At 43.4% G+C, this 15,929-nt stretch carries 13 protein-coding genes; 1 reads left to right on the top strand and 12 read right to left on the bottom strand.

The features are described from left to right. Nucleotides 1-90: 90 nt before the first annotated feature. The 4 genes from F5613_RS11890 to polA form a co-directional block, all read right to left on the bottom strand. Nucleotides 91-1,095, bottom strand: a complete 1,005-nt coding sequence (locus tag F5613_RS11890) for an inorganic phosphate transporter (protein ID WP_079682292.1) — start codon at nt 1,093-1,095, stop codon at nt 91-93. Nucleotides 1,096-1,110: 15 nt separating this feature from the next. Further along, nucleotides 1,111-1,761, bottom strand: a complete 651-nt coding sequence (locus tag F5613_RS11885; RefSeq protein ID WP_179399909.1) for a DUF47 domain-containing protein — start codon at nt 1,759-1,761, stop codon at nt 1,111-1,113. 161 nt (nt 1,762-1,922) lie between these two features. Further along, entirely contained in the window at nt 1,923-3,026 is a 1,104-nt protein-coding gene (gene ychF / locus F5613_RS11880; RefSeq protein WP_179399908.1) for a redox-regulated ATPase YchF, read from the bottom strand. 85 nt (nt 3,027-3,111) lie between these two features. After that, the gene (polA, locus tag F5613_RS11875; RefSeq protein ID WP_179399907.1) at nt 3,112-5,877 is read right to left on the bottom strand and encodes a DNA polymerase I; all 2,766 of its coding nucleotides are present in this window, start codon (nt 5,875-5,877) and stop codon (nt 3,112-3,114) included. A gap of 98 nt (nt 5,878-5,975) precedes the next feature. Between polA and F5613_RS11870 the strand changes: the two genes are divergently transcribed. Continuing rightward, a complete protein-coding gene (locus F5613_RS11870; protein WP_079682415.1) occupies nt 5,976-6,950 on the top strand; it encodes a polyprenyl synthetase family protein in 975 nt (324 codons plus the stop codon). 178 nt (nt 6,951-7,128) lie between these two features. Here F5613_RS11870 and deoC read toward each other — a convergent pair whose 3' ends face one another. The 8 genes from deoC to F5613_RS11830 form a co-directional block, all read right to left on the bottom strand. Further along, entirely contained in the window at nt 7,129-7,992 is an 864-nt protein-coding gene (gene deoC / locus F5613_RS11865) for a deoxyribose-phosphate aldolase (RefSeq protein WP_179399906.1), read from the bottom strand. Between the two features lie 2 nt (nt 7,993-7,994). Further along, nucleotides 7,995-8,327 (bottom strand): nucleotide pyrophosphohydrolase, encoded by a 333-nt coding sequence (locus F5613_RS11860; RefSeq protein WP_179399905.1) that lies wholly within the window; start codon nt 8,325-8,327, stop codon nt 7,995-7,997. 2 nt (nt 8,328-8,329) lie between these two features. Next, a complete protein-coding gene (dtd, locus tag F5613_RS11855) occupies nt 8,330-8,782 on the bottom strand; it encodes a D-aminoacyl-tRNA deacylase (protein WP_079682297.1) in 453 nt (150 codons plus the stop codon). Nucleotides 8,783-8,790: 8 nt separating this feature from the next. Next, nucleotides 8,791-10,608 carry an excinuclease ABC subunit UvrC gene (gene uvrC, locus F5613_RS11850; RefSeq protein WP_179399904.1) on the bottom strand — a complete coding sequence of 606 codons (1,818 nt, stop codon included), beginning with the start codon at nt 10,606-10,608 and terminating at the stop codon, nt 8,791-8,793. Continuing rightward, the gene (gene ade, locus F5613_RS11845) at nt 10,605-12,242 is read right to left on the bottom strand and encodes an adenine deaminase (RefSeq protein ID WP_179399903.1); all 1,638 of its coding nucleotides are present in this window, start codon (nt 12,240-12,242) and stop codon (nt 10,605-10,607) included. Before ade ends, uvrC begins: the two co-directional genes overlap by 4 nt. A 45-nt stretch (nt 12,243-12,287) precedes the next feature. After that, nucleotides 12,288-14,165, bottom strand: coding sequence for a tRNA uridine-5-carboxymethylaminomethyl(34) synthesis enzyme MnmG (gene mnmG, locus F5613_RS11840; RefSeq protein ID WP_079682300.1), 1,878 nt, complete (start codon nt 14,163-14,165; stop codon nt 12,288-12,290). A gap of 74 nt (nt 14,166-14,239) precedes the next feature. Further along, a complete protein-coding gene (gene ybeY, locus F5613_RS11835) occupies nt 14,240-14,674 on the bottom strand; it encodes an rRNA maturation RNase YbeY (protein WP_179399902.1) in 435 nt (144 codons plus the stop codon). Between the two features lie 5 nt (nt 14,675-14,679). Then, the gene (locus tag F5613_RS11830; protein ID WP_179399901.1) at nt 14,680-15,918 is read right to left on the bottom strand and encodes a nucleoside recognition domain-containing protein; all 1,239 of its coding nucleotides are present in this window, start codon (nt 15,916-15,918) and stop codon (nt 14,680-14,682) included. Nucleotides 15,919-15,929: the final 11 nt, after the last annotated feature.

Raw genomic sequence — 15,929 nt, 5'->3', positions numbered from 1 at the left:
GATTAATTTAAATTGAAAAGCGGAGATACGACCATCAGGGTGTATCTCCGCCTATAGATTAGTTGCATGAAGGTTGTCCGGTTACCGGGGTTACTTTATTCCCAGAAGAGTGATCAGTAAATAGATTACTGCCGCAAGAGCCGCACTAACGGGGATGGTAAGAATCCAGGCCCATAGCAGGTTGATGGTAACTCCCCAACGTACCGCCGATAGTCTCTTTACGGCTCCAACCCCCATGATTGCTCCGGTAATGGTATGGGTGGTACTTACCGGTATCTTAAGAATCTCGGTGATAAACAGGGTGGTGGCACCGGCTGTTTCGGCACAAACACCTTCCAGCGAGGTTACTTTCGTAATCTTGGTCCCCATTGTCTTAACAATACGCCAGCCCCCAGCCATGGTTCCGATACCGATGGCGGCGAAACAGGTTAATGGAACCCAGTCGGGCATGGTGTTTACCGAGTCGATATGTCCTGCGGCAATCATAGCCGTGGCAATGATACCCATCACTTTCTGCGAATCGTTCATCCCGTGTCCGAGGCTAAACAGCCCGGAGGATACCAATTGCAGACGCTTAAAGGTCGTTTCGGCCTTGCGGTTGTTCACGTTTTTAAATAACCAGAGAACACCGATGGTTATTATTGAAGAGATAACCATACCAATCAGCGGTGCCAATACGATGAAAGAGGCAATTTTGATGATGGTTGCTCCGTGGATAGCCTGAAATCCGGCACCGGCGATGGCTGCACCCGCAAATCCACCGATCAGTGTATGGGAAGAAGAGGAGGGGATACCCAGTCTCCAGGTAAGTAAATTCCAGCTGATAGCAGCTATAAGGCCGGAAAGGATGATGGGAAGCGTAATATATTCCCGTATAACCGTCTTCGCCACAGTATCTGCAATTCCAAATTCGCCAATGATATACTTGGCTACAAAGAAGGCAAGAAAGTTAAACGCTGCCGCCCAGAGCACTGCCTGAAAAGGGGTAAGCACGCGGGTAGTAACAATGGTGGCAATGGAGTTGGCTGCATCGTGAAAACCGTTGATAAAATCAAATATAATTCCCAGAACTATTACAATAATGAGTAGCGTCATATGTATTTTGATTTATCAGGCGTATTTTACTAAGATGGACTTGATTACCTTTCCGGTACTGTTTATTTTATTCACAGCCTTTTCAAGCTCTTGCGTAATTTCTTTCATTTTAATGAGTTCCACCGAACTTGTCTCTTCCTTGAAAAGACTCATGATGGCTGTTTCGTAGATACCATCGGCTTCTTCCTCCAACCGCTTGATCTCGCGGCAGTGGCTGCGTAGCTGTGTATCTGTTTTCTTGAGGTTTTGCAGTTCGGTTACGGCATGTTGAACTTCGATACATCCCTTATAGATGATATCTACCAGCAAAGCCGAATTCTTATTTAACTTTTGTGGTGAATAAAGAAGAACCTTCTGTCCGCATCGGTTAATAACATCAATTACATCGTCCAGAATATCTGCCAGCTCATGAATATCTTCCCTGTCGAATGGCGTAAGGAAAGTATCATTTAGCGCCTTGAAAGTCTGTTTCGTGATCTTATCACCCTTCACTTCTTCAGCTTTGATCAGGCGACATAATTCATTTCTGCGTTCCGGGTTTTCTGTAGAGAAGAGCTCTTTCAGCAAAACGGATGATTGTACAAGGATGGATGTTGCTTCGTCGAGCAAAGGAAAAAATTTAACATCTTTCGGAGCGAATACGCTCAACAGAGTATTAATTTTCATCTGTAGTAAATTAATTTTTAATTATGCAAATGTAGAATAATTCTTAAATATTTTGCTATTGAGTCTTTCTTTTTCTAACCATAAAAAAGAAGCTCTGCCAGTAGTTAAACAGGAATAAAAAAAAAGCTGCCGGCACGAGGTTGCCAGCAGCTTTTAATTATTTATACGTTGAAACGGAAGTGCATGATGTCGCCATCTGCAACCACATATTCCTTACCTTCCACACTCATCTTGCCGGCCTCTTTCACTGCCGCCTCCGATTTAAGTGCAATAAAGTCGTTGTATTTAATCACTTCGGCCCGGATAAAGCCTTTTTCAAAATCTGTATGAATTACACCGGCACATTGCGGAGCTTTACTGCCCTTTAAGAATGTCCAGGCGCGTACTTCCTGTACACCTACTGTAAAGTAAGTTTCCAGGTTCAGCAATTTGTAGGCCGACTTGATCAGACGTGCTACTCCGGATTCTTCCAGACCGATCTCGGCCAGAAACATGGAGCGTTCGTCGTATGTTTCAAATTCGGCAATCTCCGATTCTATTTTAGCTGCCACCACCAGGATTTCGGCATCCTCATCTTTCACAGCTTCCCGTACCTGTTCTACATACTTATTGCCGCTTACCGCACTTGCTTCGTCTACGTTGCAGACGTACATAACCGGTTTGCTTGTAAGCAGAAACAGTTCTTTAGCCAGCTTTTGTTCGTCTTTTGTATCGAAAGTCACCGTACGTGCACTCTTTCCCTGCTCCAAAGCTTCCTTAAACTTTATAAGCACTTCGTACATCATTTTGGCTTGCTTGTCGCCGCCTGTCTGCGCCTGTTTCTGAACCTTGGCGATGCGCGACTCGATGGTTTCTAGGTCTTTCAACTGTAGTTCGTAGTCGATAATCTCTTTATCGCGTACCGGATTTACAGAACCGTCCACGTGTGTTATATTGTCGTCGTCAAAACAGCGCAGCACATGCAGAATGGCGTCGGTTTCGCGAATGTTTGCAAGAAACTTGTTTCCCAATCCCTCTCCTTTGCTGGCTCCTTTAACCAGTCCGGCTATGTCTACAATTTCCACCGTGGTAGGAACAATCCGCTGGGGATGTACCAGATCGGCAAGTATGGTAAGACGTTCGTCCGGAACGGTAATCACACCCACATTGGGCTCGATGGTACAAAAGGGAAAGTTAGCCGATTGCGCTTTTGCATTCGATAAACAGTTGAATAATGTAGACTTGCCAACGTTTGGTAAGCCTACAATGCCACATTGTAATGCCATTTATTAGTCGATTTTTAGTATATACTTCTCTGTTTGAGGGTGCAAAGATACGAAATATTCTTTTTCATGCCACACCGGGTGCACCTTAATGTGCTTCAAGCCAGCTGTATCCTTCGCCGCAATCTGCTATTAATGGAACCCGCAGTTTGCAGGCACCCTCCATCTCCTCCAGTACAATCTTTTTTACCTGTTCTTTCTCTTCTTTGTACACATTGAAGTTAAGTTCGTCATGTACCTGCAATATCATTTTACTACGTAGCTTTTCTTCTTCAAACCGTTTGTAGATCCGTATCATGGCAATCTTGATTATGTCGGCCGCACTTCCCTGGATGGGTGCGTTGATGGCGTTGCGCTCGGCATAACCCCTTACGATGGCATTTCCGGAATTGATATCCGGAAGGTAACGTTTCCGTTTGAAAATGGTCTCTACGTATCCCTTCTCTTTTGCCAGATGGATGCATTCGTCCATGTAAGCCTTGATGCGTGAATAGGTTTTGAAATAACCGTCTATCAGTTCTTTGGCCTCCCCGCGTGGAATGTTGAGTCGCTCCGACAATCCAAATACCGAAATTCCGTAAATGATGCCGAAGTTGGCTGTTTTCGCCTTTCTGCGCATATCGCCGGTAACCATCTCGAGTGGTACATTGTATATCTTGGCTGCCGTTGCTGAATGAATATCCGCACCACTGTTAAAGGCTTCGATCATGTTTGGGTCTTCGCTAAGATGCGCCATGATACGTAACTCGATCTGCGAGTAGTCGGCCGAAAAGAAGACGCATTGGTCGTTATCGGCTGTAAAGGCCCTTCGGATCTCTTTACCCATTTCGTCTCGGATAGGAATATTCTGCAAGTTGGGGTTACTCGACGATAATCGTCCCGTTGCTGCCACCGTCTGATTGAAGGAGGTATGTATCTTTCCTGTTTGCGGATTAATCAGTTCGGGTAGCGAATCGATGTATGTACTTAACAGCTTCTTTATTCCGCGGTATTCGAGCAGTTTCCCTATTATGGGATGCTTAGACCGGAGTTTTTCCAGCGTTTCCTCGTTGGTGGTATAGTTGCCTGTTTTAGTCTTCTTCGCCTTTTCCATAATTTGCAGGCGATCGAAAAGAATTTCACCTACCTGTTTGGTCGAATTGATATTGAAAGTTGTACCTGCCAATTCGTAGATTTCCTCTTCCAGACGGATCAAGGTTTGGGTAAGTTCCTGCGACGATTGCTTCAATGCTTCGGTATCCAGGGCAATACCCGTAACCTCCATTTCTTCCAACACATGTATCAGAGGCATCTCCATATCGTAGAATAGCGATTCCAGTCCTGCTTTCTTCAGTTCCGGAGCAAAGAAATTTTTGAGCTGCAGGGTGATGTCTGCATCTTCGGCTGCATATTCCGCAACCTGAGCTACCGGAACCTGACGCATCGTTAATTGATTTTTCCCTTTTGCACCAATCAGCTCCTCTATGGAAACCGGTTTGTACTTTAGGTAGGTCTCCGACAAATAATCCATGTTATGCCTTAATTCCGGATTCAGCAGGTAATGGGCGATCATGGTATCGAATAGGGGACCCTGTACCTTGATTTGGTATTTGCGTAAGACCACCGTGTCGAATTTAATATTCTGACCGATCTTCTCGATCTTCTCGTTTTCCAACGCCTCTGCAAATTGAGATACAATTTTCTTGGCTTCATCGAAATTTTCGGGAATCGGTACATACCAGGCCTCCTTTTCCTTTACGGCGAAGGACATACCAACCAGTTTTGCTGTAAGGGGATCTATACCGTCTGTCTCGGTGTCAAAAGCAAAAAATTCCTGTGTTGCTAAAAAGGAGCTTAATTCTTTTATTTTATCCTGATTATCAGTAAGATGGTAGGTGTGTTGCGTGTTTTTTATGTCTCTGAGATTTGAATATTTTTCTTCAGCTGCATCCTCGGTCGGAAATATCGCAAAGAGATCGCCTTGAACCGGACCCTGATTTTGGACTTTTACGGGCTCTGCTTCTAATTTGTTAATAAATGCTCTGAATTCTAAATCTGTGTAAATTTCTCTTAATTTATCTATATCCGCTTTTTCACGCAAACAGCTTTCTGCACTGAACTGTATGGGGACATCCGTTTTAATGGTTGCCAGAAAACGGGAGAAGATAATCTGTTCTTTGTTTTCTTCCACCTTTTTTTTCAAGGCTCCCTTTAAGTGATCCGTATTTGCCAGCAGATTGTCGATACTACCAAATTCGGCCAGTAGCTTCTGTGCCGTTTTTTCACCTACACCCGGGCAACCTGGAATGTTGTCGGATGAATCTCCCATAAGACCCAGCAGATCGATCACCTGCTCGGTGGAAGTGAGTTCGTATTTTTGTAATACTTCCGGAACACCCAATATCTCGTAATCGCCGCCGAATTTAGGACGATACATAAAGATATGCTCGCTAACCAGCTGACCATAGTCTTTATCAGGCGTCATCATGTACACATCGAAACCCTCTTTTTCGGCTTGCTTGGCAATAGTACCTATCACATCGTCGGCTTCGTAGCGTGGTACTTCCAATATGGGTATATTGTACGCCTGAATAATCTGCTTGATAACAGGAACGGATGCCCGGATTACTTCGGGAGATTCTTCACGCTGGGCCTTGTATTGTTCGAATGCTTCGTGACGGAATGTGGGGCCCGACGGATCGAATCCTACGGCGATATGGGTTGGGCTTTCCCGTTTTAATATATCTTCGAGGGTATTTACAAAGCCAAATATGGCGGATGTGTTTACTCCTTTGGAATTTATGCGGGGTGCTTTAATAAAGGCGTAATAGGATCTGTAGATCAGCGCATAGGCATCTATGAGGAAAAGCTTCATTTTTTTACAAGTTTTTGAGACATAAACTTCGGTAAATGTACGAAATTTATCGCTTACTTGTAAGATTTTGCTACTTTTGCATATCTTTGAAGGTAAGTATGAATACACGAAGTAAAATAGAAGAGCCGGTTGCTAAAGAGTTTCAACAGTTCAATGATGAATTTGCCAACTCCCTTAAGAGCGAAACGCGCAGGCTACAGTCGGCTATCATTCAGATACAGCATGCTGTCGGTAAGCATGTGCGTCCTTTATTGGTGCTTTTAACAGCAAAAGCATGCGGTAAGATTACAGAGCATACGATAAATGCGGCCGTGTTACTCGAACTGCTTCATACGGCAACGTTAATTCATGATGATGTAATTGATGAGACCAAAGAGCGCAGGGGGTTGCCTTCCCTGAATGCTATATTTGATAACCGCGTATCGGTGCTGGTTGGAGACTATATTTTGTCTTCTGCTTTGATCCGAGCCATTCAAACACGCAATCTTCAGATTATATCCATCGTGTCCAACTTGGGGCGCGACCTGTCCGAAGGCGAGATTAAACAGCTTGAAACGGCAGAAGAGTCCATCGTGGATGAAGAGGCCTATATGCAGGTTATTAAAAAGAAAACAGCTACGTTATTGTCGGCTTGCACCGAAATAGGAGCCATCTGTGCCGATGCACCGGCCGATATCGTAGAGAAAAGCAAGTTGCTGGGAGAGTATCTTGGCTATGCTTTCCAGATAAAAGACGATATATTCGATTACTATAAGAACGAAGACCTGGGTAAACCTACCGGAAACGATATTCGCGAAGGCAAAGTTACCCTTCCTTTGCTTTACGCCCTTCAGCATGCCGGCCCTGCCGAACTAGAAACCTATATGACGTTGTTACGCTCAAAAGTGTTTACTCCTGTTCAGGTAGATCAGTTGATTGATTTTGCAATTCGGAAGGGTGGGATAGAGTATGCAGAAAATCGCATGCGCCATTATCACTCCAAAGCTATTGAACTGGTAGATTCATACCCCGATTCGGATGCAAAAGAGGCATTGATTCTTTTGGCTAACTATATTATCGAACGGAAAAAGTAAGGCTGGAAACGACAAAAGGGGTGTTTTTTGACTTGTGTCCAGTTAAGAATCTGACAAAAAAGTCTACTAATGCGTAAGAATGATTTAAAGGAAGCGCAGCACTAAACAGTACAAAATAGTAGCATTGATAATAAAAGAAAGCGGGAAGTTCTGGCTATTGAACTTCCCGCTTTCTTTATTATTTACCTAAACGATTTTCGATATCTTTTACCAGACTGCTGGCTCCGATTCTGAAATAATCTTTTGTCAGCCATTCGTCTCCAAGCTTTTCTTTCACGATAGTGTAGTATTTAACAGCCTCTTCAGCTGTACGTACTCCTCCGGAAATCTTGATGCCGACTTTGTTTCCTGTAAGCAGGTGATAGGCGCGTATCGTTTCGCAGATGGTATACACTGCTTCTGGTGTAGCTCCGGGGTATCCTTTTCCTGTAGATGTTTTAACAAAATCTGCTCCGCAATACATGGCAACCAAGGTGGCTCTTTGTATATTGGTAGCCGTAGCCAATGCTCCAGTTTCAATGATAACTTTGAGTTTGGCATTTCTGCAGGCTTCTTTAATCTCGGATAGTTCCTCCGTAAGTTCCTCGTAGTTTTCTTCCAACAGATACCCTAGATTCATCACCACATCGATCTCATCGGCTCCATCGGCAACAGCTAATGCCGTCTCAGCAATTTTAATTTCTGTAAATGTCTGTGAGGCCGGAAATCCACCAGCCACCGATGCAATTGATACATCTTGTGCCGTGAGTGCCTGTTTTACAGTATCCACAAATAAAGGAAATGTACAAATGGCTGCTACATTAGGGACATCCGGACGGGTTCCTTCAAAGTCGTTTACCGAATCCACCAGCTTCCAGATACTTTCTTTGCTGTCCAGGCTGGTCAGCGATGTTAAATCGATGCAGCCATGAATGTTTTTCAGCACTTCAGGTGTAAAATTAGCCTGGTATTTCTTTTCCAGCAATGCGTTTACCTGTTCTGCTATTTTAGCATCGGGTAGGGGAGTTGCGTATTTATTGAATACTTCCTGATATTTGTCCATGCTTATAATTTTAAATTGTTTTGATGTCTTTCTTTATCCCTGTTTGTTTTCTTTTCAAGATTTTTGCGGAAGGCATCCGTAAGATCTACGCCGGTTTGGTTTGCCAAACAAAGTAATACCCATAGTACATCTGCCATTTCATCGCCCAAATCTCTGTTTTTATCACTTTCCTTAAACGATTGTTCTCCGTAGGTTCTGGCAATGATTCGTGCCAACTCACCTACCTCTTCCGTAAGAATGGTCATGTTGGTAAGTTCGTTGAAATACCTCACTCCATAGGTTTTTATCCATTGATCTACCTGCTGCTGCGCTTCGCTAATACTTAGTGCATCCATATTTATTCCTTGTTTTGAGAATCAATTAGTATTGTAACTGGACCGTCGTTCAGGATTCCTACCTTCATATCTGCTCCAAACTGACCTGTGCCGATTGTTTTACCCAGTGCAAGGCTCATTTCATCGCAGAACTCGTTGTACAAGGGGATAGCCTTCTCGGGCTTCGATGCTTTTATGTAGGAGGGTCTGTTCCCTTTCTTAGTAGAAGCGTGTAATGTAAACTGACTTACAACTAATGCTTCTCCATTAACCTCGATAATTGAACGATTCATTACTCCGTTTTCATCATCAAATATCCGTAAGTTGACGATCTTCTTTACGAGCCACTCGATGTCTGCTTCACTGTCTTTATCTTCAATTCCCAAAAAGATTAATAACCCTTTTCCAATAGCAGATTTTATTTCGCCGTCGATAGTCACCGAGGCTGATTGTACCCGCTGAATCACAGTTCTCATGTTGTCTTTTAATTTCTTTCTTTGCTACCTAAACCCTCTGTCAGAATTCTTGCTTTAGCGCTTCCTATCAGCTTTTCAAGCTCTCCCAGAGAGGCTTCACGTATCCGTTTTACACTTTTATATTGCTTCAAAAGTAATACTTTTGTCTTATCCCCGATTCCTTTTATAGCATCTAATTCGGAGACCGTTTGTTTTTTGCTGCGAAGCGACCGGTGGAATGTTATACCGAAACGGTGTGCCTCGTCTCTTAATTGCTGGATAACCTTCAGCGTTTCCGAATTCTTATCCAGAACCAACGGAATTGAATCGCCGGGAAAGAATATCTCTTCCAATCGTTTGGCTAGTCCCACAATGGTGATTTTTCCGAGAAGGTTCAGGCTTCGAAGCACTTCAGTAGCTGCATTTAACTGACCTTTACCCCCATCAATGATGATTAGCTGAGGCAGAGGCTCGTTTTCTTCTACAAGACGCGTGTATCTGCGTGTAACAACTTCAATCATGGATGCAAAATCATCAGGCCCTTCCACAGTCTTGATATGAAAATGGCGGTAATCCTTCTTAGATGGTTTTGCCTTCTTAAATACTACACAAGCTGCAACAGGATTTGTCCCTTGTATATTGGAGTTATCGAAGCATTCAATATGCATGGGTAATTCATGCATATGAAGATCTTTCTGAATGGTACTCAATATACGTGTGGTACGTTGTTCCGGGTTCAGTTTTTCGGCTTGTTTAAGACGATCTACCTTAAACTGACGAACGTTTTGTAAGGAAAGATCCAGCAGCTTTCTCTTATCGCCCTTTTGAGGTATTGTAAACGCATATTGTTCCATCAGCTCTGTGTCCGGGAGGAAAGGTACGATAATCTCCCTGGCAGAACTTTTAAACCGCATACGCATTTCGATGATACCAAGTCCCAGAAGTTCCTCTTTCGATTCATCCAAACGCTTTTTATATTCGAATGTATAGGCTTGCACAATAGCTCCATTACCTATATGAAGATAGTTGATGAACGCAGAACGTTCGTTTTCATCGAAGGAAAAAACATCAATATTATGTAAAGAGGGGGTAACAACAGTCGATTTGGATCGATAATTCTCAATGGCGAGGTAGCGCTCCTTCATCTTTTGTGCCTCTTCAAATTTTAATTCGGAGGCCAGTTGTTGCATTTCATCGTACAGTATTTTACTTACTGTAGCGATATTTCCCTTCAGAATTTCTTTAATTTCTGCAATGTTTCTGTTATAGTTTTCGGTGGATTGGAGTCCTTCGCAAGGTCCCAGACAACGTTTGATATGATACTCCAAACATATTTTGTATCTACCCTGTGCGATGGATTCGGGTGTTAAAGGGTATTTGCAGGTGCGTATGGGATACAATTCCTTAAGAAGTTGAAGCATTACCTTGGCTGTAAAAACAGATGGGTAAGGTCCAAAGTATATGGATCCGTCGCGCACAATGTTTCTTGTTTGGAACACGCGAGGGAAATACTCGTTCTTTATTACGATGGAAGGGTAGGTTTTGTCGTCTTTAAGCAGAACATTGTATCTGGGTCTGAATTGCTTTATAAGGTTGTTTTCCAATAAAAGTGCATCTTCCTCCGTGTCTACTACAACATATTTTATGTCTGCAATGTGTTTAACCAGCACCCGGGTTTTATTATTATCATGTTCTTTGTTAAAGTAAGAACCAACCCTCTTTTTTAAATTCTTAGCCTTACCAACGTATATAATTGTTCCCTTTTCATCGAAGTATTGGTAACATCCTGGCTTCTCCGGAAGTATAGCCAGCAAGGCAGAGAACCTATTTTCCTTTTCCTTCGTCATACAAACAGGTTTGTAAAACGGAAATTTTTACCATCAAACAGACCTTTATCTCCTAATTTTATTGCTGGAATTACTAGCAAGCTCATAAAAGATAAAGTCATCTGCAGAGACGAAAGGGTGGTTTCCAGCTCCACCATCTTTGATTCCAGTTTTTTATATTGAATGTCGATTTGATCGAGTGGGAGGGGACTTATCAACCCTGCTACAGGCAACGAAAGAGTTTCTTTCTCTTCTCCGTTCACAACACTTATACCCCCTTTATTTATAATAACTTCATTAATTGCATCGGCTAACTCCCGATCTGTAGTTCCAATTGCAATGATATTATGACTGTCGTGAGTGATGCTTTGAGCCATAGCCCCACGTTTAATCCCAGTTCCTTTTATGAAGCCAATAGCCGGTGCTGCCTTCTGATATCGGTTCAATACAACCATTTTAATAACATCTTTGGTAGTATCAGATACGGCATATCCCTCATTTGTAGTAGGCTCCATAATCTCTTCAAAAGTATCCAGGTTTCCGTCACTGCAAACAATTACCCGCATTTTATCTGATATTGCCTTAATTCCCAAATCGGATACAGTGATGGGATCTATAGCAAAACGGTTGGGGCGACTGGTTTCTTTTGCAGGAAATGATACATTAGAGCCATCATAAATACAAACACCCTTCACGAAAGTCGATTTTACAGTAAAGCTGTAAAGATCTTCTGTGATGATAAAATCGGCATTGTCGCCAACCTGCAGGAACCCGGCCGGAATACTATAATGCTTTGCCTGATTGTAAGACGCTGCGCGCAATACGTCGAAAACATCATACCCAAGTCCGACAGCTCTTTTTACAAGGCCGTTTATGTGTCGTTCCATTAGTGTGTTTGGGTGTATGTCGTCGCTGCAAAACATTACCTTCCCCGGAAATTCCTTCAGTAATGGATGAAGTGCATTGAAATTCTTTGCGGCACTACCTTCCCTGATCTGTACAAACATACCATTACGGCATCTGTCCCGACCTTCTTCAAGGGTGGCACATTCGTGATCTGTACTAATGCCATTGGCTATATAGTCTTCCAAAGCCTTCCCGTTTCCGGTAGGAAAATGTCCGTCCACTGGCTTGTTTGCCCTTTTGGCGGCATTTAGTTTTCCTATTACTTCTGGGTCCTTATTTAATACGCCGGGATAGTTCATCATTTCTGCAAGAAAATGAAGGTCCTCGCGTTTCAGTAATTTTTCTGTTGTTGCAGCATCGATAACCGCGCCTGCAGATTCGAAAGGGGTTGCCGGTACACAAGAAGGAACTCCGATCCAATAATAAAACGGAGCCTCTTTTGCATTGTTTACCATAAAATCGATTCCTTCAACTCCTAATACATTCGCAATTTCGTGAGGGTCTGCAACGATCCCTATTGTTCCGTGCTTGCATGCAGCCGCTCCAAAATTAAGAGGTGTGCACATACTGCTTTCAATGTGTACGTGCGCATCAATAAATCCAGGTAAAATATAGTTAGATTCCACTATCCCAGTCCTTTCTGTTTTTGATATTTTCCCATCGCTTATGGTAACAACGGCCCCATAGATTTCCCTGCTAATAATATCAACCAGATTCCCTCTTACTAACTTTGTGTCTGTTTTATTCATCTTTTTCTTTTTTTTGCAATGTGTTTCACGTGGAACAAAACGGCATTATCTTCCTAAAAGAACCAGTAATATGTTGATGTCGCTTGGAGAAATGCCAGGAATCCGACTTGCCTGAGCAATGGTGTCCGGATCGATCTTTGTAAGCTTCTGTCTGGCTTCTGTCGAGAGCGATTGAATGTCGTTGTAAACAAACTTCCCTTTAATCTTAATATGTTCCAGTCTGTTTATTTTATCGGCAATCAGTTGTTCTCTTCGAATGTAGCCATCGTATTTAATCCGTATTTCGGCTGCTTCAATAATTTCTTCCTTACGTGATTCCGGAAGCTTGTCCAGAACTTGTCTGAATGAAGGAACCAGCTCGGACAGATTGTTAATGTTTAATTGAGGACGTGTAATAAGGTCGATAAGTTTACATCCTTGTTTCAAGGGTGTAGCCTCTAAAGCTTCTAATCCAGGATTTATGTATTGAGGCTTTATAGAGTAGTTGTTTGCAAAACTTATTATCATATCACACAGGGCCTCTTTATCTTTCAGCAGATCCAGCCTATCCTGTTTGGCAAGTCCGATTTCGGCTGCTTTTTGAGTAAGCCGCACATCGGCATCGTCTTGTCGAAGCAGGATTCTGTATTCGGCCCGTGATGTGAACATACGATAAGGCTCGTCGACACCCTTGGTTACCAAATCATCTATTAAAACCCCAATGTATGCCTCGTCTCTGCCAAGGATAAACGGATCCCCGCCATGGCATCCGATGTGGGCATTGATCCCCGCAATGATACCCTGTCCCCCTGCTTCTTCGTATCCTGTTGTGCCATTAATCTGACCCGCAAAGAAAAGATTCTTGATGAGTTTGGTCTCCAGCGAATGATGCAGCTGGGTAGGCATAAAGAAGTCATATTCGATGGCATAGCCCGGGCGGTAGATGTGAACATCCCTAAATGCCGGAATTTCTCTGAGTGCACGTAATTGTATGTCGAGAGGCAGCGAAGAAGAGAATCCGTTCAGGTAGTATTCCTGAGTAGTCTCCCCTTCAGGCTCGAGGAAAAGCTGGTGTTGCGTTTTGTCGGCAAACGTTACAATCTTTGTTTCAATACTTGGACAGTAACGCGGACCTATACTCTGGATTTGTCCGTTGTACATCGGTGAATCAGCCAGTCCGCTCCTCAGTACATCATGAACAGATTCGTTTGTATAAAGCGTCCAGCAACTAAGCTGTTTTAACTTTCGGGGTTTATAGTCGAGGTACGAAAATTTATGGAAATCATTTTCTCCTTTTTGTTCTACTGTTTCTTCAAAATGAACACTGCGTCCGTCAATTCGTACAGGTGTTCCGGTTTTCATTCGTCCGGCCTCCATACCTAAGCTAACCAGCTGTTCGGTTAATCCGAATGCAGCAGGTTCCGACATTCGTCCTCCTCCTAATTGTGTGCGACCGATATGGATCAGTCCATTGAGAAAAGTCCCATTGGTAAGCACTACCGCACCTGCCCTGAACTCTACATTCATATATGTTTTTACCCCGCATACCCTGCCATCTTCTACGATTAGCTCACGCACAGTATCCTGCCACATGTAAAGGTTGGGGAGGTTTTCGAGAATTCCCCGCCATTCCTGTATAAATTTGGCACGGTCACTTTGGGCACGAGGACTCCACATGGCCGGACCTTTCGATCTGTTAAGCATTCGGAATTGGATAGCCGTATTGTCTGTAACAATACCCATATATCCGCCCAGGGCATCTATTTCGCGAACAATCTGCCCCTTGGCAATACCACCCACAGCCGGATTGCAACTCATCTGTGCGACTTTGTTCATATCCATTGTGATGAGGAGTGTCCTGGATCCCATATTAGCAGCAGCAGCGGCGGCTTCACAGCCGGCATGACCTGCTCCCACAACAATTACGTCATATTTAAAATTCATTGTATAAACTTTTATTGTATCAGTAAGCGATTGCTGTTTGATGCATGTAAATATCTGTAATACAGAGTTATAGGCTATGATTTCCTATCTTCCCCAGGGAGAAGTGCCAGTGCCTCATTTTCTTTTTGAGTCATTATTTCCCTTTCACCCGGCCCTTTGTCGTTTATGCCGCAAAGATGTAATATGCCGTGAATAATAATACGATGCAACTCTTCAGTGTAATCTGTCCCGAAATTTTCGGAATTGCTTTTTACTGTATCTAAACTAATAAACAAGTCACCGGATATTTTAGTTCCCTCAGTATAGTCGAAGGAGATTATATCTGTATAATAATCGTGTTGAAGATACTGTTTGTTAACCTCCAGAATCTTCTCGTCCGAACAGAAGATGTAACTGATATCGCCTGTTCTTTTGCCATAAAGCGAGGCCACTTTTCTGATCCAGTCGCCAACCGCTTTCTTTTTTATAGCGGGAAGTTTTACCTCTTCCGCGTAATAAGCTATTGCCATTTTTGTTAAGTGTGTGAAAAGAATAAATAAGCAAGTACGATGGCTGCAATGGCTCCTGCCAGATCTGCCAATAAAGCACACTGTACGGTGTAACGTGTATGCCGGATACCTACGCTTCCGTAGTATAGGGCAACCACATAAAATGTCGTGTCGCAGGCTCCCTGCGCAGTGCAGGCCAAACGGCCTACAAACGAATCGGCTCCATAGGTATTCATTGCATCCAGCATCATCCCACGGGCACCGCTTCCGCTTAGCGGTTTCATCAATATGGTAGGCAGTGCTCCAACAAATTCGGTATCGATACCCATAGATCCTATCCCGAATTTAACACCTTCTATTATGAAGTCCATCGCTCCGGAGGCACGGAATACACCGATACCTACCAGTATCGCTATAAGATACGGAATAATGGTTATCGCTGTTTTAAAACCCTCCTTTGCCCCTTCGATAAACGCATCGTAGACATTTATTTTTTTGCGCACTCCACTTATCAGGAACCCGCAGATAATAGTAAATAAAAGTGTATTGGCGAACACCGTCGAATAAAGCGATATCTGTTCCTGCTGGAGCGTACTGAAGTACCAGATGATACCTCCTATAAAAAGAGCAAGTCCCCCGAAAAAGAGAACCAGCTCCTTTTGCAACATATTGATCCGTTGTTTCAAACACACCGTAACGATTGCCACAAGGGTGGAGATAAATGTTGCCAACAGGATGGGCAGAAATACATCCGAAGGATTGGCGGCTCCTAATTGCGCCCGGTACATCATGATGGTTATGGGAATGATTGTAAGCCCCGAAGCATTTATGCATAAAAACATGATCATGGCATCGCTGGCCGTATCTTTCGATTTATTGAAAGACTGCATCTCCTGCATCGCTTTTAGTCCCATGGGGGTGGCGGCATTATCCAATCCCAGCAAATTGGCCGAAAAGTTCATGAATATGGCCCCTGTAGCCGGATGTCCGGCAGGAATCCCCGGGAAAAGTTTACTGAACACCGGCGCAGCCAATTTTGCAAAGCGCTGGATAACCCCGCCTTTCTCTCCAACTTTCATAATCCCCAGCCAAAGCGAAAGGATACCGGTTAGTCCTAAAGATATCTCAAACCCGGTTTTGGCTGAATCGAAAGACGCGTTAATTATATCTGTAAATACAGCTACGTCGCCGCCAAATATTAATTTGCCCATTGCCACCATAAAGGCAACAAGAAAAAAGGCGATCCAGATGTAGTTCAATACCATAGTAATCTCTT

The sequence above is a fragment of the Macellibacteroides fermentans genome, from assembly GCF_013409575.1.
Taxonomy (GTDB): Bacteria; Bacteroidota; Bacteroidia; order Bacteroidales; family Tannerellaceae; genus Macellibacteroides; species Macellibacteroides fermentans.
The sequence above is the reverse complement of the archived record's forward strand: the minus strand, read 5'-3'. Positions and strand labels throughout refer to the sequence as shown.

Excerpts from the sequence above, each read along its gene's own strand:
- F5613_RS11890 (WP_079682292.1), bottom strand. The coding sequence starts at position 1,095 with ATGACGCTACTCATTATTGTAATAGTTCTGGGAATTATATTTGATTTT.
- deoC (WP_179399906.1), bottom strand. The coding sequence starts at position 7,992 with ATGGACAAATATCAGGAAGTATTCAATAAATACGCAACTCCCCTACCC.
- ybeY (WP_179399902.1), bottom strand. The coding sequence starts at position 14,674 with ATGGCAATAGCTTATTACGCGGAAGAGGTAAAACTTCCCGCTATAAAA.
- F5613_RS11885 (WP_179399909.1), bottom strand. The coding sequence starts at position 1,761 with ATGAAAATTAATACTCTGTTGAGCGTATTCGCTCCGAAAGATGTTAAA.
- dtd (WP_079682297.1), bottom strand. The coding sequence starts at position 8,782 with ATGAGAACTGTGATTCAGCGGGTACAATCAGCCTCGGTGACTATCGAC.
- F5613_RS11860 (WP_179399905.1), bottom strand. The coding sequence starts at position 8,327 with ATGGATGCACTAAGTATTAGCGAAGCGCAGCAGCAGGTAGATCAATGG.
- polA (WP_179399907.1), bottom strand. The coding sequence starts at position 5,877 with ATGAAGCTTTTCCTCATAGATGCCTATGCGCTGATCTACAGATCCTAT.
- mnmG (WP_079682300.1), bottom strand. The coding sequence starts at position 14,165 with ATGAATTTTAAATATGACGTAATTGTTGTGGGAGCAGGTCATGCCGGC.
- ade (WP_179399903.1), bottom strand. The coding sequence starts at position 12,242 with ATGAATAAAACAGACACAAAGTTAGTAAGAGGGAATCTGGTTGATATT.
- F5613_RS11870 (WP_079682415.1), top strand. The coding sequence starts at position 5,976 with ATGAATACACGAAGTAAAATAGAAGAGCCGGTTGCTAAAGAGTTTCAA.
- uvrC (WP_179399904.1), bottom strand. The coding sequence starts at position 10,608 with ATGACGAAGGAAAAGGAAAATAGGTTCTCTGCCTTGCTGGCTATACTT.
- F5613_RS11830 (WP_179399901.1), bottom strand. The coding sequence starts at position 15,918 with ATGGTATTGAACTACATCTGGATCGCCTTTTTTCTTGTTGCCTTTATG.
- ychF (WP_179399908.1), bottom strand. The coding sequence starts at position 3,026 with ATGGCATTACAATGTGGCATTGTAGGCTTACCAAACGTTGGCAAGTCT.